Genomic DNA, 24324 nt, shown 5'->3' on the forward strand with positions numbered 1-24324 from the left:
GGGCGTGGCACAAAAGGGGCGCCGGCCGCGGCCGACGCCCCCGGTCCCGCCCCGTGGCTCGCGTCTACGCGAACACGGCGCTCATGAACTCGTCGCCGCTGTCCTGGATGGTCCAGGTGCCGTCGACCTTCTCGTAGGTGAACTCGTAGGCGGACTCGTGCGTCTCGGAGCCCTTGATGGCCTCCATCATGGTCTGGCCGGCGAGCTGCATGATCTCGTCCTCGCTCATGCCCGCGATCTCGGTCGGGTCGTCCATGAGCGCGTAAACCGCGCTCATGGCGTCGGACTGCATGGTGGACATGGACTTGCAGGTGACGCTGACCGAGGCCGTGGCGGTGTCGCCGTCGACGGTCACCGAGTCGATCGTGTAGTCAAAGCCGTCGAGCATGGCCGAGAAGAACTCGGTGGGGTCGACGCCCAGCTGCTCGAACATCGAGGTGTCCTCGTTGGCGAGAAGGTCCTGGACGGCGTCCTCGTCGGCGTTCTTGATCTCGTCGAGGTTGGCGGCGAGGTCCTGCTTGATGGCGTCCTCGTCGCTCTGCCCGGGGGAGCACGCCGTGACGGCGAGGCCGCACGCCACGGCGAGGACGGCGACGAGCGAGCAGACGAGCGCTCTCAGGCTGCGCTTCTTCATGGGGATCCTTTCGTCAGGCACGAACGGGCTGCCCGAAAGTTTCCCAGATTTCCTTCAGCGAGTCGTAAGGTTTCGGTGGGCGGGCGCTCCGGCGCCGACTATGTACACCCCTGCCGACTATGTACACCGCAACCCCGGACAGTTCTTCTCGGTACCCGCTCCTACCTGCGGCGCTGTAGATGGTGTCTTCGCGTGGGGTGTACATAGTCGGCACGGGTGTACATAGTCGTCCTGACTTTGTCCAAAAGGTGCCGAAATGTGTCGCTCTCGAACGGGTTTCCGCCCCCGATGCCGCCGCCCGGGCCCCGCGCCACCGCCCACGACCCGGACGGCCCCGCCGGCGGATTGCCGGCCCCGCGCCGGCGGGGCCTCTGCAACATCGCTGAGCTGGTCCGACGCGTCCGCGCGTCAGACAGCGGGAAGCTGGGCGTCAGGCACGCGCTCGGGCGTCTGCCTATAGTCGGCACCACCATGATTTCCGTAACCGACAGATCAGCGCTGGTCATATGGGGAGAGCCCGGCGTCATCCGGCTTTTGGGCGCGCCCGCGGCCGAACCCTGGGGGTGGTCGACCGCCTCCGAGGACGTGCTCAACGAGCAGGTCCTCAGGGCCTCGCGCCTCGAGGCGACCGACGCCCGTCCCCTCCACGTCCTGGTGGACTCCGCCGCGCACCGCATCCGCTCGGCGCGCGTCGTCTGCCACGTCTGGTCGGTGCCGCTTCCGCCGGGTGCGCTCTACCAGCTGACGCCCCGCGTGCTCCTCGCCTCGCCGGGCTTCTGCCTGCAGGGCATGGCGGCGCGTCGCGACCTGGTCGAGGGGACGGTCATCGGCATGGAGGTGTGCGGCTTCTATGCGCGTGTCCCGGGCACCGAGGACGGATTCCGTCGCCGCGCGCCCCTGGCCAACCCGGCCGAGCTGCTCAGGGACCTCGCCGACAACCACGGGTACGGCGCCAAGCGGGCGCGGGCCGCCCTCGCGCGCGTGGTGCCGGGGTCGCGCTCGCCCATGGAGACCGTCGTGGTCCTGCTCTTCACGCTGCCGGAGGAGCTGGGCGGCTGCGGCCTTCCCGCGCCGCGGCTCAACGTCCGCATCGACATTCCGCCCGACCTGCAGGCCGCGCTCGGCAAGCCCTACGTGGTGGTCGACCTGTGCTGGTACGAGCAGCGCATCATCCTGGAATACGACAGCTACCGCTGGCACACGACGCCGTCCGCCGTGGATGCCGACAGCAGTCGCAACGAGGGCCTGCGCGACATCGGGTGGATGGTGCGCTCGGTCACCGCCGGCATCCTCAGGAACGACGCCATGCGCCGCCACCTGGTCGGTCGCGTGATGGAGCGCTTTGGCCGCCGTCTGCCGGAGGGCCCCGCGTTCGACCGGCTTCAGGCCGACCTGGTCCGCGAGCTCCTGCGTGCCTGACGCGTCCGGATCCCATCCAGGCCCAGCATCCCGACGGTTATGTACACCCCTGCCGACTATGTACACCCCACACGGGGACACCCTCTATAGCGCCGCAGGTGGGAGAGGGTGCCGAGAAGAACTCGCCGGGGTCGCGGTGTACATAGTCGTCGCGCCGTCGCCTCCCGAGTGGCCTCGGGCGGGCTCGTCCGACGTCCATCCACGCACTACCCGCAGCCGCACGCCGATGCGCCGCCGGGCGCGGTCCGTGCGGGCGCTAAGCTACTCCCCTATGCCGCGGCTGGGGGGCCGCGGCGAAGACTCCAGAGTGCGAGGAGAGGCCTATGGCGAGAATGCACGTCATGGAGCAGAGCGAGTCGCAGGCCATCATGTCGAGCATGCACGAGATGCTCGAGAAGCGCCTGTCCGTGAGCTCGCTCGCCCCGTGTCCGGTGGAGTTCACCGCGTCCTACGTGGCGATGTGCGCCACGCAGAGCTGCGGCAAGTGCACGCCGTGCAGAAACGGCCTGCGCATGCTCCGCCACCTGTTCAACGACGTCCTCAACAACCGCGCCACCACAGAGACGCTCGACCTCATAGAGTCCACGGCGCGCACGGTCTACCTGTCGAGCGACTGCGCCATCGGCTACGAGGCCGGAGAGGTGGCGCTCATGGCCATCCGGGGCTTCCGCGACGACTTCGAGCACCACGTCACCAAGCACGCCTGCGGCTTCTCGCAGCACCAGACCGTGCCGTGCGTCTCGGGCTGCCCGGCCGGCGTGGACATCCCCGGATACATCGCGCTCGTGGAGGCAGGACGCTACACCGAGGCCGTGCGCCTCATCCGCAAGGACAACCCGCTGCCGCTCGTCTGCGGCCTGGTCTGCGAGCACCCCTGCGAGATGCACTGCCGCCGCGGCATGGTGGACGACCCGATGAACATCCGCGGCCTCAAGCGCTACGCCGTGGAGCACGCGGGCGACTACCAGCCCAACATCAAGCCCGCGACCGGCAGGCGCATCGCCGTCATCGGCGGCGGCCCGGCCGGTCTGAGCTGCGCGTACTACCTCACGCTCATGGGCCACGACGTCACGATTTACGAGCAGCGCCACCACCTCGGCGGCATGCTGCGCTACGGCATCCCCAACTACCGCCTGCCGCGCGAGCAGCTCGACTCGGAGATCCAGTGGATTCTCGACTGCGGCATCGAGGCGCACGTGGACCACGCGGTCGACGGCGCCGAGCTCGAGCGCCTGCGCGCGGACTACGATGCCGTCTACCTGGCCATCGGCGCCCACGCGGACAAGAAGCTCGGCCTGCCCGGCGAGGACGCCGAGGGCGTCATGTCCGCGGTCCAGCTCCTGCGCGACATGGGCGACGACAACCCGCCCGACTTCGCCGGCCTCACAGTGGCCGTGGTGGGCGGCGGCAACGTGGCCATGGACGTGGCCCGCACCTCGGTGCGCCTGGGCGCCAAGAAGGTCATCATCGCGTACCGCCGCCGCGTGGCAGACATGACGGCGCAGGACGAGGAGATCGCCGGCGCCGAGGCCGAGGGCTGCGAGGTCATGGACCTGCACGCGCCCAAGGAGGTCGTGGTGGACGAGAAGGGCCGCGTGGCCGGCCTCAAGGTCACGCCGCAGATCATCGGCGGGCTCAAGCGCGGGCGCCCCGCGCCGCGCCCGGCCGAGGGCGGCGACGTGGTGGTCCCGTGCGACCGCGTGATCGTGGCCATCGGCCAGGACATCGACTCGGCCACGTTCGAGGGGGTCGGCGTGCCCTGCAAGTGGGGCCGCATCGTCACCGACCCGGACGGCGCCGTGCCCGGCCAGCCCGGCCTCTTCTCGGGCGGCGACTGCCAGAGCGGCCCGGCCACCGTCATCCGCGCCATCAACGCGGGCAAGGTCGCGGCCGGCAACATCGACAACCACCTCGGCTACAACCACAAGATTGAGCTCGACGTCGAGCTGCCGCCCGTGCAGTTCAAGGGCAAGATCTCCTGCGCGCGCTGCGAGATGCGCGAGCGCGAGGCGGCCGAGCGCATCCATGACTTCGACATCGTCGAGAACGGCCTCACCGACGAGGAGGCGCACCAGGAGGCATCGCGGTGCCTCCGCTGCGACCACTTCGGCTTCGGCGCGTTCCGCGGGGGGAGGATCGAGCAGTGGTAAACCTCACCATCGACGGCCGCGCGGTCAGCGTGGCCGAGGGCACGTCCATCCTCGACGCCGCGGCCGCCGCGGGCATCAGGATCCCCACGCTTTGCTACCTGCGCGAGCTCAACGAGATCGGCGCCTGCCGCATCTGCGTGGTGGAGGTCGAGGGCATCGACCAGCTCGTGGCCGCCTGCAACAACACGGTGCTCGAGGGCATGGTCGTACGCACCAACAGCCCCAAGGTCCGCGCGGCGCGCCGGCAGAACATGGAGCTTCTCCTCGCCTGCCATGACTCTGAGTGCACGAGCTGCGTGCGCTCGGGCAACTGCACGCTGCAGACGCTCGCCAACGACCTCGGCATCGCCGAGCTGCCCTACGAGAAGCGCCTCATGCACGACCCGTGGGACAAGTCCTTCCCGCTCATCCGCAACAACGACAAGTGCGTCAACTGCCTGCGCTGCATCCAGGTGTGCGAGAAGATCCAGGGGCTCGGTGTGTGGGACCTCGCCAACCGCGCCACGCACACGTCCGTGAACGTGCGCGGCGGCGGGAGCATCTGGGACGCCGACTGCACGCTCTGCGGCCAGTGCATCACGCACTGCCCCACGGGCGCCCTGCGCGAGCGCGACGACACGCAGCGGGTCTTTGACGCGCTGGCAGATCCCGAGAAGGTCGTGATCGTGCAGATCGCGCCGGCCGTGCGCGCCGCCTGGGGCGAGGGCCTGGGCCTGCCGCGCGAGCAGGCCACGGTGGGCCGACTCGTGGCGGCGCTGCGCCAGATGGGCGTGGACTACGTCTTTGACACGGACTTCTCGGCCGACCTCACGATCATGGAGGAGGGCAGCGAGCTTCTCGAGCGTCTCTCCCACCGGGGCGATCAGGACGACGAGAAGCCCGCGTTCCCGATGTTCACGAGCTGCTGCCCGGGCTGGGTGCGCTACGTCAAGGCGGTGCGCCCCGAGTTCACCGCGCAGCTCTCCACCTCCAAGAGCCCGGGCCAGATGTTCGGCGCCATCGCCAAGAGCTACTACGCCGAGCTCATGGGCATCGATCCGCACAGGATCTTCTGCGTGGAGGTCATGCCGTGCACGGCCAAGAAGGCCGAGGTCGCCATCCCCACGATGACGGACGCCTGCGGCGACCCCGACGTGGACATCTCGATCACCACGCGCGAGGTGGACCGCATGATCCGTGCCGAGCACATCGACGCGGCCGCGCTGCCCGAGGAGGACTTCGACCAGCCGCTTGGCACCGCCACGGGCGCCGGCGTGATCTTCGGCGCCACCGGCGGCGTGATGGAGGCGGCGCTGCGCACGGCCTACCACGTGGTCACCGGGCGCACGCCCGAGCCGGACGCGTTCAGCGAGGTCCGCGGCCTGGACGGCTGGAAGGAGGCCACGTTCGACCTGGCGGGCGCGCCGGTGCGCGTGGCCGTGGTGAGCGGCCTGGCCAACGCCGGGCGGCTGCTCGACGCGCTGGCTGCCGGCGAGGTTTCCTACGACTTCGTCGAGGTCATGGCGTGCCCGGGCGGCTGCGCGGGCGGCGGTGGCCAGCCCATCCACGACGGCGAGGAGCTCGCGGGCGTCCGCGGCGACGTGCTGTGGGGGCTCGACCGCAAATCCAAGCTGCGCAACTCCTACGAGAACCCGAGCATCCAGGCCGTCTACCGCGACTACCTCGGCGAGCCGCTCTCCGAGCGCGCCGAGGAGCTGCTCCACACCGACCACTTCGCGTGGAGCATGCGCTGACGGCGTCCCCTCGACCACGCATCGGTCCGGGTCGCGCGCCGCGACCCGGGCCGTTCCTATCGGACGATTGCGCTAATCGATCAGTAGAGACTGCGCTAATCTATCAGTAGCGGTTGCGCTAATCCATCCAACCCCAGGACTTCTTCGTCGACTACGTCCAGACCTATCTCGAGTGTGACGTCCGAGCGGAGCTTGGGGTGCGCAGCCTCTCCGCCTTTCGCGACTTTCTGCAGCTGTGCGCCCTGCGCAGCGGCGAGCTGCTCAACATGGCCTCCCTTGCGTCGGACTGCGGAATATCGGCAAACACGGCGCGCGAGTGGGTGTCCATACTCGAGGCGAGCCACATCGTTCGGCTCCTGCGACCGTACTCCTCCAATAGGGCGAAGCGTCTGGTCAAGACGCCCAAGCTCTACCTCATGGACGCTGGTCTCATGTGCTTTCTCTGCGGGCTCGAGGGCCCTGACGACCTTCGTGCGAGCGGCATGATCGGCCAGGTCTTCGAGACGGCGGTCTTTGGGGAGCTCGTGAAGCGCATCCAGGCACGTCATCGCGTCCCGCAGCTGTCCTTCTGGCGAGACTCTCACAAGCGGGAGGTCGACCTGCTCGTGGAGAAGGGCCCTCGCGTCGTGAGGGCCGTCGAGTGCAAGGCTTCGACCACGTACAACTCGCGCTTCTTCGACACGCTCGAGAAGGTCGGCCGCGAGGAGCTTGGGCTTGGCTCGACCGAGCTCGCGGTGGTTTACGGCGGAAGGGAGCACCTGAGCACGAGCCGCGGGGCGCTTGTTCCCTACCGCTCCATTGGTGAGCTCCTGCCCTGAAGGGAGCCATCCTCCTGTGACGTTTTCCCGAGGATACGTCGATGAGGGGCTGCCGGCTTTCGCTTAAAAGCCACAATGGTCAACGGATGACATCTGACCTTGAGTGCGTGAAATCTGATCATCTGGCGCTCGATTGCCGTGAATCAGCCCTCCAGGTACCGGCGCGACCACTGCGCCACGCGCTCCCGCATGCCGTCCACGTCGAGCACCCCGCAGGCGAAGCCCTTGCGCACCAGCTCGGCGGGCACCATCTCGTCGTACTTCTCGAAGTAGGGGACCTCGGCGGGGTAGAGCAGCTCCATCGGGTCCGTGAGCGCCTCCGCGGCGTCCGCCACCACCGAGAAGAACGCGCGCTCGTCGGCCCGCATGACGAAGGTCATGAAGTACGGACGCGAGGAGTCGAGCCCCTTGATGCCCAGATCGGCGGCGCACTTGATCTTGAGCAGGCGCTCCAGGGCGAGAAACGCGTAGCTGCCGAGCCAGGGGAGCAGGCACCACATGGTCTGCTCCTTGTCGTTCTCGCCCAGGCAGACGAGCGGGGAGTCCGTGAGGTGCGAGGCCGCCGCCACGTGGCGGGCGTCGCGCAGGCGCGCGCGGGCGTGGGCCATGAGGTAGGGGTAGGGCTCGTGCTCGGCCAGGACGCGCCGCATGCGCTCCAGCACGTGGGTGTTGATGTCCCCGGCCACCTCGCCGAAGTAGGCGGGCACCTTGCCCTTGACCTGCGTGACGTAGAGCAGGTGGCGCTCGTGGTCCACCTCGTCCACCACCCAGACGTGCCCGGCGATGGCGACCTTCTCGCCGGGTGGGGGCGGCGCGCAGAGCGTGCCGATCTCCTCGGAGCCGGCGCGCACGGTGTACTCGACGTTCTCCTGGAAGACGGCGAAGAACTTGTAGGAGCTCGTCACGCGCTCGCCGGCGAGCCCCACGATGAGCCCGCCCGTCTCGGTCCGCTCCAGGAAGTCGCGCTCGAGGAGGTGGCGCAGCAGGACGCGGAAGTCGTCGGCGCTCACGCGGTGGAAGTAGGTGAGCGTGAGCACGCGGCTCGCGAGCTGCGCGGGCGTGAGCTCGCCCTCGGAGGCGAGCGTGGCGAGCGTCTGGTGGCAGAGCAGGCTGTAGGGCAGACGGTCCAGGTTGGGCGGCTCGACCCAGCGCTCCTCGCGGTAGAGCTGCACGAGCGCGATGCCCTGCAGCAGCTTCCAGGGTATGGTCTCGGGCAGCAGGGTGCGCGGCTCCGGCTGCTCCTCGCGCATGACGAACCACATCTCGGGCGGGCGCTCGCGCCGGCCCGTGCGCCCCATGCGCTGCAGGAAGCTCGAGACGGTGAACGGTGCGTCTATCTGGAAGGCGCGCTCCAGGCGCCCGACGTCGATGCCCAGCTCGAGCGTCGAGGTCGCCACGATCGAGAGGTCGGAGGACTCGTCGCGCATCTGCTCCTCGGCGGCCTCGCGGATGGCGGCCGAGAGGTTGCCGTGGTGGATGAGGAAGCGGTCCGGCTCCCCGTTGAACTCGCAGTAGGCGCGCAGCGTGGTGCAGACCTCCTCGGCCTCCTCGCGCGAGTTCGAGAAGATCAGGCACTTGTGGCCCTTTGTATGTTCAAAGATGTATCCCAGTCCGGGGTCGGCGTTGGCGGGGGCAAGATCAGTGCCCGGCTCGAGGGGCGCCGGAGCTACCTCCGCGCGCAGTTCTGCAGGCGCGCTCTGTGCGCCGAAGCTGTTTGAGCACGGAGGTAGCTCCGGCGCCCCCGCCTCGACCGAGATCACGTCGGCCTCGATCGCTCCGCCGGCGGACGGCACGGCACCCTCGTCGGCCTGGGGGCCGCTCTGGTAGAAGTGCTCCATCGAGATGCGCCAGGTGCGGGGCGGCTCCTCGACGCGCGGGATCACGCAGTCGCGGCTGGTGCCGGTGGCGAGAAACGAGCCGACGGCCTCGGGATCGCCGATGGTCGCGGAGAGCCCCACGCGCCGCGGCTCCACGCCGGCGATGCGCGACAGACGCTCCACGAGGCAGAGGCACTGCCCGCCGCGGTCCTGGCGCAGCAGCGAGTGGATCTCGTCGATGACCACGTAGCGCAGGTCGCAGAAGAGCTTGGCCACGGCTGCGTGGCGCCGCATGAGCAGCGCCTCGAGCGACTCGGGCGTGATCTGCAGGATGCCCGAGGGGCGGCGCATGAGGCGCGCCTTGTGCGAGGCCGAGACGTCCCCGTGCCAGTGCCACACGCTCACGCCCGCCTCCTCGCAGAGGTCGGTCAGGCGGTAGAACTGGTCGTTGATGAGCGCCTTGGTGGGGCCGATGTAGAGCGCGCCCACCGAGGCGGGCGCGCTCTCCCAGAACTCGGTGAGGATGGGGAAGAAGGCCGCCTCGGTCTTGCCGGAGGCCGTGGACGAGCAGAGCAGCACGTGGGCGTCCGTGTCGAAGAGGGCCTCGCCGGCAGCGACCTGGATGCCGCGCAGGCTCTCCCACTCGTGGGAGTAGATGAAGTCCTGCACGAACGGCGCGTATCGGTCAAAGACGGACATGGCCCTCCTCGGAAAGGAACATCTGTTCCATCATAGCGCAACCACGGACGTGGCCCGCCGACAATCTCCGCCCGCCGGCGGCGCGGGCCTCAGCCGCACGTGGACCCTTCCCAATATGTCATGCGTCTGATAGCATATGTCCCACGACACAGCATGTTGTGTTCAAATCCAAACGCATCCACATCATGTGGACATCTCCGAGCACCGTCAGCCAGCCAACGAGCACGAGGACCGACCATGAGCACACCCACGCCCGCAACCATCACCAAGCGCGACGGCCGCACCGAGCCCTACGACGGAGCCAAGATCAAGGCCGCCATGCGCGCCGCCCTCGAGGAGGTGGGGTCTCCGGTCGACGCCGCCCTTCTCGATGCCCTTCTCGCCGACGTGGAGGCCGCGATGGCGGCGCGGGACGTCACGACCGTCGAGGGCATCCAGGACCTCGTGGAGCGCTCCCTCATGGAGCGGGGCTGCTTCGACGCCGCCAAGGCCTACATCCTCTATCGCCACCGCCGCTCCGAGCTGCGTGCGACCCGGGAGGCCCTCGCCGAGGGCGTGGGGGTCGAGGGCCTCGGTGCGTGCCTGGCGCGCATCGAGCGGGACTTCCCCGAGCCGGAGTACGCCCTCTCGCTGCTCGCGGCGCGCTGGCGCTCCTTCCTCAAGCGGGGCGCCGCGGCCGACGAGCGCCTCGACCTGCTGACGACGGCGGCCGTCGAGCTCACGAGCCAGGAGGCCCCGCGCTGGGAGCTCGTGGCAGGGCGCCTGCTGGCCTTCTCGTTCCACCGCTCCCTCGCGCGCGCCGAGCGCGAGCGCGGCCTCGCCACCCTCTACGACAAGCTGCGCCACCTCACCGACGAGGGCCTCTACGGCAGCTACATCCTCGAGGGCTACACCCGTGCCGAGATCGACGAGGCGGCGACCTTCATCGACGACCGCCGCGACGACCTGCTCACCTACGCGGGGCTCGACCTTCTCGTCAAGCGCTACGTGGTGTGCACGCACGACCACGTTCCGCTCGAGAGCCCGCAGGAGATGTTCCTCGGCATCGCGCTGCACCTCGCGCTGCGCGAGCGCGCGGACCGTCTCGGCTGGGTGCGCCGCTTCTACGACATGCTCTCGCGCCTCGAGGTCACGATGGCCACGCCCACCCTCTCCAACGCGCGCAAGCCCCACCACCAGCTCTCGAGCTGCTTCATCGACACCGTGCCCGACTCGCTCACGGGCATCTACCGCAGCGTGGACAACTTCGCGCAGGTCTCCAAGTTCGGCGGCGGCATGGGCATGTACCTCGGCAAGGTGCGCGCCACCGGAGGCTCGATCCGGGGCTTCTCGGGCGTGGCGGGCGGCGTGATCCGCTGGATCCGCGTCATCAACGACACCGCGGTAGCCGTCGACCAGCTCGGCATGCGCCAGGGCGCCGTGGCCGTCTACCTCGACGCCTGGCACCGCGACCTGCCCGAGTTCCTGCAGCTGCGCACCAACAACGGCGACGACCGCATGAAGGCCCACGACGTGTTCCCGGCCGTGTGCTACCCCGACCTCTTCTGGCGGATGGCCGAGCAGGACCTCGACCAGAACTGGCACCTCATGTGCCCGCACGACATCCTCACCGTGAAGGGCTACGCGCTGGAGGACTACTTCGGCGAGGAGTGGGAGCGCCGCTACCTCGACTGCGTGGCCGACCCGCGCATCGAGAAGCGCGTGGTCTCGGTCAAGGACGTGGTGCGCCTCGTGCTCAAGAGCGCGGTGGAGACGGGCACGCCCTTCGCCTTCATGCGCGACGCCGTGAACCGCGCCAACCCCAACCCGCACACGGGCGTGATCTACTGCTCGAACCTCTGCACCGAGATCGCGCAGAACACCAGCGAGATCGAGGAGGTCTCCCGCGAGGTGGAGACCCGCGACGGCGACACCGTGGTCGTCACCACCACGCGCCCGGGGGACTTCGTGGTCTGCAACCTCGCGAGCCTGTCGCTCGGGCGGCTGCCGGTCGAGGACGAGGAGGCGCTGCGCCCGCTCGTGCGCACCGTCGTGCGCGCCCTCGACAACGTGATCGACCTCAACTTCTACGCGCTGCCCTACGCGGAGCTCACCTGCAACCGCTACCGCGCGATCGGGCTGGGCGTCTCGGGCTACCACCACATGCTCGCCCGGCGCGGCATCACCTGGGAGAGCGAGGAGCACCTGCGCTTCGCCGACGAGGTGTTCGAGCGCGTGAACCGCCTCGCGATCGAGGCGTCGTGCGACCTGGCGGCCGAGCGCGGAAGCTACGCGCTCTTCGAGGGCTCGGACTGGCAGACCGGTGCCTACTTCGAGAAGCGCGGCTACGACGCCCCGGCGTGGCGGGAGCTCGCGGCGCGCGTGCGCGAGCGGGGGATGCGCAACGCCTACCTGCTCGCGGTGGCGCCCACGAGCTCGACCTCGATCATCGCGGGCACCACGGCCGGCGTGGACCCGGTGATGCGGCGCTTCTTCCTCGAGGAGAAGAAGGGCTCGATGCTGCCGCGCGTGGCGCCCGAGCTCTCGCCCGAGACCCTCTGGTACTACAAGCCGGCGCACGCGATCGACCAGACCTGGAGCGTGCGCGCCGCCGGCGTGCGCCAGCGCCACATCGACCAGGCCCAGTCGGTCAACCTCTACATCACCAACGACTACACGATGCGCCAGGTCCTGGGCCTGTACCTCGAGGCGTGGCGCTCCGGCGTCAAGACGCTCTACTACGTGCGCAGCCGCTCGCTCGAGGTGGAGGAGTGCGAGAGCTGCGCCAGCTAGGCCGATGCCGGCACAAAGCGAGAAGAAGGGAGACCCCGTGACCGTCCAGCCAACCGAGCGCCTGCGGAGCAAGCCGCTCTTCAACCCAGACGGCGACACCGACGTGCGCGACCGGCGCATGATCGGCGGCAACACCACCAACCTCAACGACTTCAACAACCTGCGCTACCCGTGGGTGTCGAGCTGGTACCGGCAGGCGATGAACAACTTCTGGATCCCGGAGGAGATCAACCTCTCCCAGGACGTGAAGGACTACCCCAACCTGCCGCCCGCCGAGCGCCGCGCCTACGACAAGATCCTCTCGTTCCTCGTCTTCCTGGACTCGCTGCAGACGGCCAACCTCCCCAACGTCAGCGAGTACATCACCGCCAACGAGGTGAACCTGTGCCTGCACATCCAGACCTTCCAGGAGTGCGTGCACAGCCAGAGCTACTCCTACATGATCGACACGATCTGCGACCCCGCCGAGCGCAACGACGTGCTCTACCAGTGGCGCACCGACGAGCACCTGCTCGCGCGCAACACCTTCATAGGCGAGCGCTACAACGAGTTCCAGGAGCGCCGCGACGCGCGCGGCCTCGTCAAGGTCCTCATGGCCAACTTCATCCTCGAGGGCGTGTACTTCTACTCGGGCTTCATGTTCTTCTACAACCTCGCCCGCATGGGCCGGATGCCGGGCTCGGCGCAGGAGATCCGCTACATCAACCGCGACGAGAACACGCACCTGTGGCTGTTCCGCAGCATCATCCTCGAGCTGCAGCGCGAGGAGCCGCAGCTCTTTGACGACGCGATGGTCGCCGAGCTGCGCGCGATGCTCGAGGAGGGCGTGCGCCAGGAGATCGCCTGGGGCCACTACGTGATCGGCGACGAGGTCGAGGGACTCAACCGTCAGATGGTGAGCGACTACATCCGCTACCTCGGCAACCTGCGCTGGTCCTCGCTCGGCTACGGCACGCTCTACCCCGACGTGACCGGCGAGCCCGCCGACATGGCGTGGGTATCGCAGTACAGCAACGCCAACATGGTCAAGACCGACTTCTTCGAGGCGCGCTCGACGGCCTACGCCAAGTCCACGGCGCTCGTGGACGACCTCTAGCGCCCGGCGAGAAGAGCCTGGCGAGAAGAGCGGCGCCGCCGTCCCGGGTCGGGGCGGCGGCGCCGTCTTGCGTCCTTCTCGCCGGGAGCTACTCGGCGTTGAGGGCGGCCATCGTGATGTAGTTGTACGGCTGGTTGAAGTGGGGGAGGAAGAAGATGTCGAGCAGCTTGAGCTTGTCGATCGTCACGCCCTCCTCGATGGCGAGCGAGAACATGTGGATGCCCATCGAGACGTCGTACTCGGAGGCCATCTGCGCGCCCACCACGCGCCGCGAGTCCCGCTCGTAGACGATGCGGATCTTGACCTCGGCGTTCTCGCGCATGAAGGCGGGGCGCTGGAGGTCGGAGAAGTCGGTGTGCAGCACGTCCATGCCGGCGCGCTCGGCCGCGGCGACCGAGAGGCCGGTGGAGCAGAGGTTGAGGCCAAAGACCGAGATGGCGTTGGAGCCCTGGACGCCGATCATCTCGAGCGGGGTGCCCGCGACGTTGTGCGCCGCCACGATGCCCGTGCGCACGGCGTTGGTGGCCAGGGCGATGTAGGTCTCCTGGCGCAGGGCGTTGGAGTAGATCGTGGCGCAGTCGCCCACGGCGTAGACGTCCGGGTCGCTCGTGCGCTGATGGGCGTCCACGCGGTAGGCGCCCTTCGCACCAAGCTCGAGGTGGTCGCGGCCGAGCGCCGTGTTGGGGACGAAGCCGATCGCGTTGACCACGAGGTCGGCGGGGTAGGTGTCCTGCGCGGTGCGCACGGCGCGGACGTGGCCGGCCTCGTCGCCGACGTAGGCCTCGACGGCCTCGCCGAAGTGGCACTCGATGCCGCCCTTGTCCAGGCGCTCGTCCATGAGCTGGGCGAACTCGGGGTCGTAGTAGCTCGCGAGCGAGGTGGGGGCCACGTCGAAGAGGCGCACGCGCTTGCCGCGCCGGCACGCGGCCTCGGCGATCTCCACGCCGATGTAGCCCGCCCCGATGACGGCGACGGTGTCCACGCGGTCGTCGGAGATCTGGCGGTCGACGTCCTGGCCCTCCTGGAAGAGCTTGAGGAAGCTGATGCCCTCGAGGTCGGCGCCGGACAGCTTGGGCGAGATCGGCAGCGAGCCGGTGGCGAGGATGAGCTTGTCGTAGGGGCGCTCGAACGTGCCGCCGTCCTTGGCGCGGCAGCTCACGATGCGGGCGTCGAAGTCGATGTCCGTGACCTCGGTCTCCATGTGGACCTCGGCGCCCTTCTCCTCGAACGCGGCGGCGTTCGTGTAGAAGAGCTTCTCGTAGGAGTCGATCTGGCGCCCGACCCACAGCGCGGTGCCGCAGCCGAGGTAGCTCAGGTTGGTGTTGCGGTCGATCATGGTGACGCGCACGTCCGGATAGGTGTCGAGCAGGGTGTTCGCCGCGGCGATGCCGGCGTGGTTGGTGCCTACGATCACTACGTTCATGTCGCTCCTTCGGGGCCGGGGCCTGTCTCGGCGCGGACGGCCCGCGCCGCCAATATGATACATGCGCGATGGCAATTTACGGGGCACGCGTCCGCGAGCGGCGCGCGGGAGCCCCCATGCGGCGGCCGCGCGAGGGTCCTAGATCGTGAACTCGGCGAAGGCGGGGTCCACGTCGCCGCCCTCGGCGGCGCGGGTCTCGGCGGGCGCCGCCACGGCGCCGGAGAAGGCGTCCGAGCGCAGCAGCTCGTCCACGTTGGTGCCGGGGTTCTGGCACGCGATGTCGAGCAGCTCGATGAAGTCGCGGATCACCTCGCGCGGCGTGAGGTGCGTCTCGGCGCCCACGCGGCCGAACTCCACCTTGAGGAAGCTCACGAGCTGCTCCTCGGTGAGCGTGCGCTCGTAGCCGAAGTAGCCCGCGTGGATGTCCGCGAGCTTCTCGATGAGCACGAGCAGCTCCTCGTAGGTGAGCGGCTCCAGGTGGATGACCGGCGCCAGCATGTCCGACAGCCCCGCGCTGGCGAAGCGCCCCTGCGTGAGGCGGCTGCGCAGCGCCTCGTAGGAGAAGACGCCGCGGCGGCGGTCCTCGACGGACTGCGGCGTGCCGCCCATGATGATGCCGAGGTGGCGCGCCTTGCCCTGGAGGGTGTCGTTGTACATGGTGAGGATCTTCTCGTAGTTGTACTGGCGCGAGACGGCGTTGGGGATCTTGTAGAGGTTCACGAGCTCGTCTATGAGCACGACGAGGCCCCTGTAGCCGGCGCCCACGAGGAACTGCGCGAAGAGCTTGAGGTACTCGTACCAGGTGTCGTCCGTGACGCAGGCGTTGACGCCCAGCTCGGCGCGGGCCTCGGTCTTGGTGCGGAACTCGCCGCGCAGCCACCTGACCACGCCGGCGCGCCGCTCGTCGTCCCCCTCGAGGGTGGCCTCGTAGTAGAGCGTGATGACGCGGGTGAAGTCGAACCCGCAGACGAGCTCGCGGATGGGGGCGAGCTGCTCGCTCAGCGCGGAGCGGGGGTCCGCCTGCTCGCGCAGGGCGGCGACCCAGCGGTCGAGCACGAGCTGCAGCGCCCCGCCCTCCGGCCGCGTCTTGGTGGAGAGGTTGCGGATGAGCTCGCGGTAGGTGGCCAGTCCCTGCCCCTGGCCGCCCTGGAGGCGCCGCTCGGGCGAGAGGTCGGCGTCGGCCACCACGAAGTCGTTGCCCATGGCGTGCGTGCGGATGGTCTGGAGCAGGAAGCTCTTGCCGGCGCCGTAGCGCCCCACGAGGAAGCGGAAGCTCGCGCCGCCGTCCGCCACGAGGTCGAGGTCGTGCAGGAGGGCCTGAATCTCGCGCTCGCGGCCCACGGTGATGTAGGGCAGGCCGATGCGCGGCACCACGCCGCCCTTGAGCGAGTTGATGATGACCGCCGCGATGCGCTTGGGGACCCTCGTGCCCTCGGCCATGTGCGCTCCTCTCCGTCCGGGCCTTGAATGGTAGCACAGGGTCCGGACGAGTACAAACACGTGTTCGAAATCGGCCAATCAGAGCTGCGAGCGCACGTCGTCGACGTAGTCCTCCACGAGGGCGGGCGCGCCGGTCTCGTCGAACTCCAGGACCGTGTCGCCCACGAGGTCGAGGAACTTCTCGTTGATCGCGTCCACCAGGAGGTCCGGGCCCGCGTCGCCTGCCGCGCGCCCGGCGAGAAGGGCCTCGAGCAGCGCGCGCTCCTCCGTCGTGAGGTCGACCGCCGGGACGGTCGCGGCGGTCGGGGCCGGCTTTGGCGCCGCCGCCGGCGTGGCCTCGGCGTCCTTCTCGACCTCCGCGACCCTCTCGGCCGCCGGCTCGTCCGCGCGCTCCTCGTCCACGAGCAGGGCCTCGCGCGTCGCGGCGGCGGCGCTGCGGATGCCCGCGAGCTTGGAGAGGTCGATGTCCACGCGCACGGGGGCGTGCGCCGCGCGCCACGCGAGATAGGCGCTCACCTCGCGGTCGATGATCTGCACGAGATACTTGGGGTCGGCGTGGTCCTTGAGCGGGTGGGGATAGTCGAGCGCCGCGCGAAGGCGGCGGTCCACGGCGCGCAGGATCTGGCCGAGCCGCGAGCTGCGCCCGCCGCCGTCGTGCAGCGCCTCGCAGGTCCAGATGCCGCCGCGGCACACGTAGCGGCGCGTCTCGGCGAGCTCGACCACGCAGTCCGGGTGACGCTCGGCGGGGTAGAAGACCGCCGAGGCGAACATCAGGTGCGGCATGGCGTGGCGCGTGCCAAAGAGCCCGGCCACGAACCCCTGCTTGCGGCTCGAGCGGCTGTGGCGCGCCAGGCGGTCGAAGACGGCGCCGGTCACCGAGCGCACGGCCTCGGGCTCGTCGCGGTAGAGCCGGGCCCCGCGGATGCGGTAGGTGGAGAGCTCGTCGAGGGCGGCGAGAAGCTCGTCGTCACGCCCGGCGAGGCGGGCGTAGGGGCGCGGCGGGGCCTTGCGGCCGCGGGCGGGCGCGGCCGCGAGCGCCTCGGCCTCGGCGCGGGCGAGCACGCCCACGGCGCGGTCGTGCGCGAGGTCGAGGTAGGGCGTCGCGAGCGCGGGGTCGAGGTCGTGGTAGACCACGTAGTCCACGAGCCAGGGGCGCACGTAGCGGTCGATGGCGGGCTCGTGGACGCGGTAGCTTTGCCAGAACGACTCGATGGCGCGGAATCCCTTCTCGCCGGGCTCGACGCCGATGCCGTTGATGAGCTCGTAGAGGTAGACGTAGGCAAACGAGGCGGACGTGGGCTCAATCTGCCCCTGCCGCACGCGGGTGCGCCAGGTGAAGTAGCCGCGCAGCTGGCGGTCGCTCATCGCGTCGTAGGTGGGGAAGTAGCTCATGAAGCTGCCCTGGTAGGGGCAGTCGTCGGTGTAGTCGGCCATGAGGCGGGCCTGCTCCACGAACAGATGCGCGTCCGACCACGCGCGCGCCTGGGGGCTGCGGCCGAGCGCGCGCATCCGTCGAATGGGCTCGGGCAGGTAGCTCGCCATCTGCGAGCCGCGCATGAGGATGGGCTCGTCGCCGTAGACGCGCTCGGTGGGGAGCGCCCGCCCGCCCTTGGCGCGGCTCGCCTCCAGGATCTGCCGGATTATCGCGTCGACGTCCGCCATGCCACCCCCTCGTGACGCCACCCTATCGTAGCCGCCCGGGGGCCGCTCGCGCTACGGCCGCACGAAGACGAGCGTGGCGTCGTCGGAGCGCCCCTCGTCGAGGGCGTAGCCGCGCTCCGCGAACGCGCGCAGCTCCGCCGCGTCGCTCACCTCGCGCTCGGCGCACCAGCGCACGAAGGTGCCGCGCGCGGCCTTGGCCTCGGTGGAGGCCTGGCGCAGGCGGCCGTCGCGGATGGTCCCGAACAGGCAGGTGAGGACCTGCGGGCCGTCCGCGCGCACGTGCGGCGTCACGGCGCGGGCGTACTCGACCGACGCCACGTTGACGATGAGGTCGCAGGTCGCGGCGATGCGCTCGTAGGGCTCGGCGCCCCAGAACCCGTAGAGGTCGCGCGCGCCGTCTACGGAAAGACGCGCCTGCATCTCCAGCCGGTAGGGGACCACGGCGTCGAGCGGGCGCAGCACGCCGTAGAGGCCCGAGAGGATGCGCAGGTGGTCGTCGAGCCAGGAGAGCTGCCGCTCGGTCATGACCGACGCGGCGAGGTGCGTGTACTGGATGCCGTCGTAGGCGCAGACCGCGGCGGTGTGCGCGCGGCGCGGGTCGAGGGCTCCCAGGCGCTCGTAGTTGAGGTCCGTGAGCCGGTCGCTGCAGCGCCAGAGCGCCTGCGCCTCGTCGCGGGTGAGGGAGCGCAGGGCCTCCGCGAGCCGCTCGGCGCGCCCCACGAGCTCCGGCAGCCGGCGGGGCCGGGGCTCCGCGTCCAGCTCGCGCATCTTCTTGGCCGGCGAGATCATCAGGGTGAGACGCATGGTCGGCTCCTCACATCGTGGCGGCGGTCCCCCGGGCGCGGCATGTGACCCTCCCGTTTCTGCCCGCGCAATCGTAGCACGCGCCTGCGGGCCCCCGGCTATGATGGTCGCGGGGAGGTGAGGGCGCATGGTCGCCAGGCGAGGAATCCGCGTGGCGCTGGCCGCGCTGGCGGTGCCGGCCGTCGCGGGGCTGGGAGCGCTCTGGCGCGCGCGGCCGCACCTCGTGCGCTGTGCCGGTGGCCCCGCGCTCGTCTACGACACGCGCGACGCCGCGGGCGAGCGGGTGCGCGTGCTGCGCACCGGCGGCGTCTACCAGTCGGCCACCTACCTCGGCGAGCGGCGCATGGAGCCCGTCTTTGCCTACTACCGTGCCTTCGACCTGCTCTTCTCTGTGCGTCCCGACGCGCGCCGGCTGCTCGTCGTGGGCGGGGGCGGCTTCGCGTTCCCCAAGCTCGTGGCCGCCGAGCACCCGGGCGTGCGCACCGACGTGGTGGAGCTGGAGGCCCCCGTCGTCGACGCCGCACGCCGCTGGTTCTTCCTCGACGAGGCCGTTGCCCGCGCCCGCGCCGATGGCGGCGACCTGCGCGTCATCACGGCCGACGGGCGCGCCTTCCTCGAGCGCGACGCCGAGTCGGGCGCCTACGACGCGGTGGTCCTCGACGCCTTCGTGGGCGCCGAGCCCGTGCGCCGGCTCGCCACGGTGGAGGCGCTGCGCCTCGTGCGCCGCGCGCTCGCGCCGGGCGGCGCCTGCCTCATGAACGTGGTCTCGTGCGCGGGCGGCGCGGACGTGAGCTTCCTGCGCTCCGTGGTGGCCACGGCCCTCGTGGTCTTTTCGCACGCGGCCGTGGTCCCCTGCTCCGACGATGTCCACGCCGCCGAGGACAACTACCTCGTCGTGGCCTCCGACGCCCCGCTCGAGCTCCCCGGCGCCATCGGCTACGACACCGACTTTCTGGGCGACGTCCTGCTCGACGAGGGCTCTGCGTAGGGGCCGTGCCCCTCGCCTGGGAGAAATCGGTGGATTTTGGCGTGAGCCCCAAGTATCACCTGGGAAGTGCCATTTCCTGACCTGCTGCTTTGCGAATACGACGAGCGCCGCTACTTTCAGGCGTCCCAAAAAACCACTGATTTCCCGAAGGCCACGGGCGCGTTGCGAGACCGCCTTTCGCCATCCGCGACACTCGTTCGGCACATCTAAGCGCCACTGACTTAGATAATCTCAAAACGGGTAGACTAGCGAACGTTTGACGGATCGCACGAAAGGGAGCGTCGCATGCGCAAGTTCAAGACAGAGAGCAAGAAGCTGCTCGACCTGATGATCAACTCCATCTACACCAACCGCGAGATCTTCCTGCGCGAGCTGATCTCCAACGCCTCGGACGCCATCGACAAGCTCTACCTCAAGAGCCTCACGGACAGCTCCGTCAAGGTCGACCAGGACAACCTCGCCATCAACGTGGCCTTTGACAAGGGCGCGCGCACGATCACGGTCTCGGACAACGGCATCGGCATGACGGTCGACGAGCTCGAGAAGAACCTCGGCACCATCGCCCACTCCGGCTCGGAGGAGTTCAAGGCCGCCAACGCCGACGCCCAGGGCGACGCCGTTGACATCATCGGCCGCTTCGGCGTGGGCTTCTACTCCGCGTTCATGGTGGCCAAGGAGGTCAGCGTGATCACGCGCGCCTGGGACTCCGACGAGTGCAACCGCTGGACCTCCGACGGCGTCGAGGGCTACACGATCGAGCCCGTCCCCGCGGACGACCCCGCCTACCGCGACGCGTGCGGCACCGACATCGTCCTCACCCTCAAGGACGACACCGAGGGCGACGACGGCGTCTCCTACTCCGAGTTCCTCTCGGAGTACAAGCTCCAGGAGCTCATCAAGCGCTACAGCAACTACGTGCGCTACCCGGTCAAGATGCTCGTGACCAAGAGCCGCGAGAAGGAGAAGCCTGCCGACGCCGGTGACGACTACAAGCCGGAGTGGGAGGACTACACCGAGCTCGAGACCATCAACTCGATGACCCCGATCTGGAAGAAGCGCGCCTCCGAGGTCACCGACGACGAGTACAACGAGTTCTACAAGTCCACCTTCCACGACTGGGCCGACCCCGCCCGCACCTTCAGCCTGCACGCCGAGGGCACGCTCGAGTACGACGCGCTGCTGTTCATCCCCGGCAAGGCCCCCTTCGACCTCTACAGCAAGGACTACGAGAAGGGCCTCGAGCTCTACAGCTCCAACGTGCTGATCATGGAGAAGTGCGCCGACCTGCTGCCCGACTACTACAACTTCGTCCGCGGCGTGGTCGACTCCTCCGACGTGAGCCTCAACATCTCGCGCGAGACCCTGCAGCAGACCCGTCAGCTCCAGGCCATGGCACGTCGCATCGAGAAGAAGATCACCTCCGAGCTCGAGGCCATGCGCGACCAGGACCGCGAGAAGTACGAGACGTTCTTCGAGAACTTCGGCCGCGGCCTCAAGTACGGCATCTACCAGAGCTACGGCATGAAGGCCGACGAGCTCGCGGGGTTGCTCCTCTTCTGGAGCGCCCGTGACAAGAAGATGGTCACGCTGCAGGAGTACGCCGCGGCCATGCCCGAGGGCCAGAAGGCGATCTACTACGCCGCCGGTCCCGACCGCGACCGCCTGGCCAAGATGCCGGTCGTCGAGGCGGTTCTCGCCAAGGGCTACGACGTGCTGCTCTGCACGCAGGACGTGGACGAGTTCTGCTTCCAGGCCATGCGCGAGTTCACGGCCAAGGGCCTGCCCAAGGCCTACGCCACCGACGCCGAGCGCGAGGCGGCCGAGAAGGCCCAGGCCGACGGCGCCGAGCCCGAGACCGAGGACCGCGCGCTCGAGCTCAAGAGCGTGACCGCCGGCGACCTCGACCTGGCCACCGACGACGAGAAGAAGGCCGCCGAGGAGGCCACCAAGGCCAACGAGGGCCTGTTCGACGCCATGAAGGAGGCTCTGGGCGACAAGGTCGAGAAGGTCGCGGTGTCCACGCGCCTGGCCGCCGATGGCGCGCCGGCCGTCATCACCTCCGAGGGCCCGGTCTCGCTCGAGATGGAGCAGGTGCTCGCCGCCGGCCCCGAGGGTGCCGACCAGGCCCCCAAGGCCACGCGCGTGCTCGAGGTCAACGCCCAGCACCCGGTCTTCAAGAAGCTGCAGGCCGCACAGGAGGCCGGCGAGAAGGACAAGGTGGGCCTCTACGCGGGGCTTCTCTACAACCAGGCCCTGCTCGTCGAGGGCATCATGCCCGAGGACCCCGTGGCCTTCGCGTCCCAGGTCTGCGAGCTGATGTAGCCAGAACGCACATATGGGGGAGGGCCCCGTCAAAGCTCGGCGCTCAGACAGCTTCTCCGCACCTTTGGTGCGGAGAAGAACTCGCGGCGAGCCTTGGCGGGGCCCGCTCGCATGCGCCGTCTGACGGTCAGCGGCCGTAGCGCTCGAGGCAGGCGTTGCGGGCGATGGCGCGGACGATGCCGGCGAGCCGCTCGTCGCCGCCCAGTCGCGCGCAGATGAGCTCGGCCACCTCGCCCTCGGTGAGCTCGGGGCCCCAGCGCAGGTGCGCGCGCCGCGCCGCGCGGCAGACGCGCTCCCAGAGCTCCTGCCAGCTCGCGGCCGGGCGTCGCCGGTGGGCGAGAAGCCCCGTGGCGGCCGCGAGCACCGCCGCGACGCCGGCTGCGGCGGCGGCCCAGGGCGCCGTGCCGGCGCCAGGCTCCCCATCGGTCGGGTCGGTGCCGTCCGCCGCGCCCGCGGCATCTTCGTCCGTCTCGCCCGCGTCCGGGTCGGCGTCGGGAATCGCGGGCTCCTCGGCCGTCGGTGCCTCGTCGGTGGGCGTCACCTCGTCCCCGGTCTCCGGGGCCGTCGCGTCCCCGTCGTTCGTCTCGCCCGCGTCCGTCGCGGCTGGCGTCACGTCCACGCCCACCCATCCGATGCCGTCCACCCAGACCTCCGCCCAGGCGTGGAGCTGCCGCATCGTCACCGTGTAGGTGCCGCTCTCGTCCGCCCCGCCTCCCGGCGCGTAGCCCAGAACCACGCGCGACGGTACCCCCAGCTCGCGCGCGAGCAGCGCGAACGCCGTGGCGTAGTGCGTGCAGTAGCCGCTTTTCGTCCGGAGGAACTCCCCGATGGCGGCGAGGTTGTCCTGTCCGTCGCCGCCCGGTGCGTCGAGCGAGTAGGTGAAGCTCCCGTCGGTGAAGTACGAGACGAGCCAGCGCACGGCCGGGAGCTGGCCGGCCTTGATTTGCCCGGCAGAGTTGGCACGGCTCGCGTCGGCCCCCTCGTCGCGCGCCCGGGCGACCACCTCCTCCACCTCGGCGGGCACCTCGTCGGGCACGGCGAGCGTCGCGTCGTCCGGGACACTTTGGGCGCCGCCGTAGCCGTCCAGCTCGTAGGCAAGGTTGACGAGCGAGTCGGTCTGCCCCGCGGCCTGGATGGGCCTGACGTAGCGGCCCGTGGCGCGCCAGCCGCCGTCGTCGGTCGCCTCGAGCATGGCGGTCCCGGGCGGGACGGGCGCGTCTGGGCCGGCGTCCTCAAGGGGCCATACGGTCGTGGCAACGAGCGGCGTCGTGAGCGTGCCCCAGCCGTCCGCGTTCCCGGGGATCCCGGCGCGCACGAGCGGCGAGTCACCCTCGGTCGCGTCCCCCGAGAAGCCCCACGTGGACCCATCGAAGCGGTCGAGCACGCCGATGCGCAGGTAGACGGGGGCGGTCGAGGTGGTCTGGTACGTGAGGACCACGGCCGACGAGCGCCGCCGCAGGTCGCGCGAGAGGTCCACGAGGGTCTCGACGCGCGTGCCGCGCGCGGACCAGACGGCGGAGCCCTCCGCGGGCGCGAGCGTGCCGCCCGCCCACCCGAGCGCGCAGGAGAGGGCGGCCACGACCAGCGCCCGTGCCGGACGCGGCCGCTCGCAGACCGAGAGCCAGATGAGCGCGAGCCCCAGCGCCACGGCGACGCCCACCCAGTCGAGCTGGGCCGCGGGTCCCATGACGACCTGGTCGGCCGCGCTGAGCGCCAGCGGGACGAGCGCGACGGCCGCCCGCGCCGCCCGCGACGAGGCGAGCGCGCAGGCAAGCGCCGCCAGCGCCGCGCCCGCGAGGATGACGAGAAGGTCCCACGCCTGCTCGGATCCGCTTGCGTCGGTGCCGGCGAGCTGGGCCGACCCCACCTGGATGATGGTGCGCAGGGCCGTTGCGGCGTCGGGGGAGCCCTCGGCGTCGAGGAGTTCGCCGGCCCCTGTGCCGTCGCGCCAGACGACGGTCTCCCGGGCGGGCGACGCCGGGTCCACGCGCTCGTCAAAGAGCCAGAGCGCGTGCGCGGCGCCCGTGGCCACGAGCGCGGCGGCCAGGACCGCCGCCACGAGCGCCCGCACCCAGCCCCGCGTCCCGCGTCGCCTCAGCAGCGAGCCCGCGAGCGCGCCGAGGCCCGTGCCCGCGCCCAGCAGCGCCGTCACCGGCGCCTCCCACACGCCCTCGTGGATCATGCTCCCCAGCGGGACCATAACGAGCAGGGCGAGCGCGCAGCAGGCGAGAAGGGCCACGAGCTCGCGCGCGAGCCCGCCCGCGGCCTCCCGCGCGTGGCGAGCGCCGCCCTCCCGGCCCCTCTCGCCGCCCGGCGCGCCGGCGTCGTCCGCGCGCCCCTCGCGCGCGGGGCCGGCCCCGGCCGCGGTGCCGGTACCCACGACCATGAGATTGCGCCCGAGCGGCCCGCGGTGCAGCTCCTCCGCGAGCGATCCGCGCTCGTCGCAGGTGACGAGCGCCACGCGCCGCCGTCCCGTGCCCGTCCCCGCCAGGCGCCGCGCCGTACGCGCACGCTCCTCCGCCGTGGCCGCGCCGGCGCGGCCGGCCA

General features: G+C 70.1%; 15 protein-coding genes. 8 read left to right on the forward strand and 7 right to left on the reverse strand.

Features of this window, described 5'->3' with window-relative positions:
* Positions 1-64: 64 nt before the first annotated feature.
* Positions 65-634: a hypothetical protein gene (locus tag ACWTSU_RS00775; protein ID WP_455137998.1), complete on the reverse strand. Its 570-nt coding sequence runs from the start codon at positions 632-634 to the stop codon at positions 65-67.
* Between the two features lie 471 nt (positions 635-1105).
* On the opposite strand from ACWTSU_RS00775, the gene ACWTSU_RS00780 reads away from it, so the two are divergent.
* From ACWTSU_RS00780 to ACWTSU_RS00795, 4 genes are all read left to right on the forward strand, one after another.
* Entirely contained in the window at positions 1106-2053 is a 948-nt protein-coding gene (locus tag ACWTSU_RS00780) for a hypothetical protein (protein ID WP_455137999.1), read from the forward strand.
* Between the two features lie 323 nt (positions 2054-2376).
* Positions 2377-4203 (forward strand): NAD(P)-binding protein, encoded by a 1827-nt coding sequence (locus ACWTSU_RS00785; protein ID WP_455138000.1) that lies wholly within the window; start codon positions 2377-2379, stop codon positions 4201-4203.
* A complete protein-coding gene (locus ACWTSU_RS00790; RefSeq protein WP_455138001.1) occupies positions 4197-5936 on the forward strand; it encodes a [FeFe] hydrogenase, group A in 1740 nt (579 codons plus the stop codon). Before ACWTSU_RS00785 ends, ACWTSU_RS00790 begins: the two co-directional genes overlap by 7 nt.
* Positions 5937-6061: 125 nt before the next feature.
* Positions 6062-6754 carry an ATP-binding protein gene (locus tag ACWTSU_RS00795; RefSeq protein WP_455138012.1) on the forward strand — a complete coding sequence of 231 codons (693 nt, stop codon included), beginning with the start codon at positions 6062-6064 and terminating at the stop codon, positions 6752-6754.
* A gap of 143 nt (positions 6755-6897) precedes the next feature.
* Here the strand turns inward: ACWTSU_RS00795 and ACWTSU_RS00800 are convergent, their stop codons facing one another.
* Positions 6898-9270 carry a DEAD/DEAH box helicase gene (locus ACWTSU_RS00800; protein WP_455138002.1) on the reverse strand — a complete coding sequence of 791 codons (2373 nt, stop codon included), beginning with the start codon at positions 9268-9270 and terminating at the stop codon, positions 6898-6900.
* A gap of 237 nt (positions 9271-9507) precedes the next feature.
* Here ACWTSU_RS00800 and ACWTSU_RS00805 point away from each other — a divergent pair, with 237 nt between their 5' ends.
* Both ACWTSU_RS00805 and ACWTSU_RS00810 read left to right on the forward strand, forming a co-directional pair.
* Positions 9508-12042, forward strand: a complete 2535-nt coding sequence (locus tag ACWTSU_RS00805; RefSeq protein ID WP_455138003.1) for a ribonucleoside-diphosphate reductase subunit alpha — start codon at positions 9508-9510, stop codon at positions 12040-12042.
* Positions 12043-12079: 37 nt separating this feature from the next.
* Entirely contained in the window at positions 12080-13138 is a 1059-nt protein-coding gene (locus ACWTSU_RS00810; protein WP_455138004.1) for a ribonucleotide-diphosphate reductase subunit beta, read from the forward strand.
* Between the two features lie 88 nt (positions 13139-13226).
* Here the strand turns inward: ACWTSU_RS00810 and nox are convergent, their stop codons facing one another.
* From nox to yaaA, 4 genes are all read right to left on the reverse strand, one after another.
* Entirely contained in the window at positions 13227-14561 is a 1335-nt protein-coding gene (gene nox / locus ACWTSU_RS00815; protein ID WP_455138005.1) for a H2O-forming NADH oxidase, read from the reverse strand.
* A gap of 138 nt (positions 14562-14699) precedes the next feature.
* On the reverse strand, positions 14700-16001 hold the full coding sequence (locus ACWTSU_RS00820; RefSeq protein ID WP_455138006.1) for an ATP-binding protein: 1302 nt from the start codon (positions 15999-16001) through the stop codon (positions 14700-14702).
* Positions 16002-16079: 78 nt separating this feature from the next.
* Positions 16080-17663 (reverse strand): TerB N-terminal domain-containing protein, encoded by a 1584-nt coding sequence (locus ACWTSU_RS00825; protein ID WP_455138007.1) that lies wholly within the window; start codon positions 17661-17663, stop codon positions 16080-16082.
* 51 nt (positions 17664-17714) lie between these two features.
* Positions 17715-18467 carry a peroxide stress protein YaaA gene (gene yaaA / locus ACWTSU_RS00830; protein WP_455138008.1) on the reverse strand — a complete coding sequence of 251 codons (753 nt, stop codon included), beginning with the start codon at positions 18465-18467 and terminating at the stop codon, positions 17715-17717.
* A gap of 127 nt (positions 18468-18594) precedes the next feature.
* On the opposite strand from yaaA, the gene ACWTSU_RS00835 reads away from it, so the two are divergent.
* Positions 18595-19455: a spermidine synthase gene (locus ACWTSU_RS00835; RefSeq protein WP_455138009.1), complete on the forward strand. Its 861-nt coding sequence runs from the start codon at positions 18595-18597 to the stop codon at positions 19453-19455.
* A gap of 285 nt (positions 19456-19740) precedes the next feature.
* Positions 19741-21777: a molecular chaperone HtpG gene (gene htpG / locus ACWTSU_RS00840; RefSeq protein ID WP_455138010.1), complete on the forward strand. Its 2037-nt coding sequence runs from the start codon at positions 19741-19743 to the stop codon at positions 21775-21777.
* Positions 21778-21904: 127 nt separating this feature from the next.
* Here the strand turns inward: htpG and ACWTSU_RS00845 are convergent.
* Positions 21905-24324: transglutaminase family protein (locus ACWTSU_RS00845; RefSeq protein WP_455138011.1), on the reverse strand; the 2420-nt coding region annotated here is incomplete at its 5' end.

This window comes from Thermophilibacter sp. (assembly GCF_966187215.1).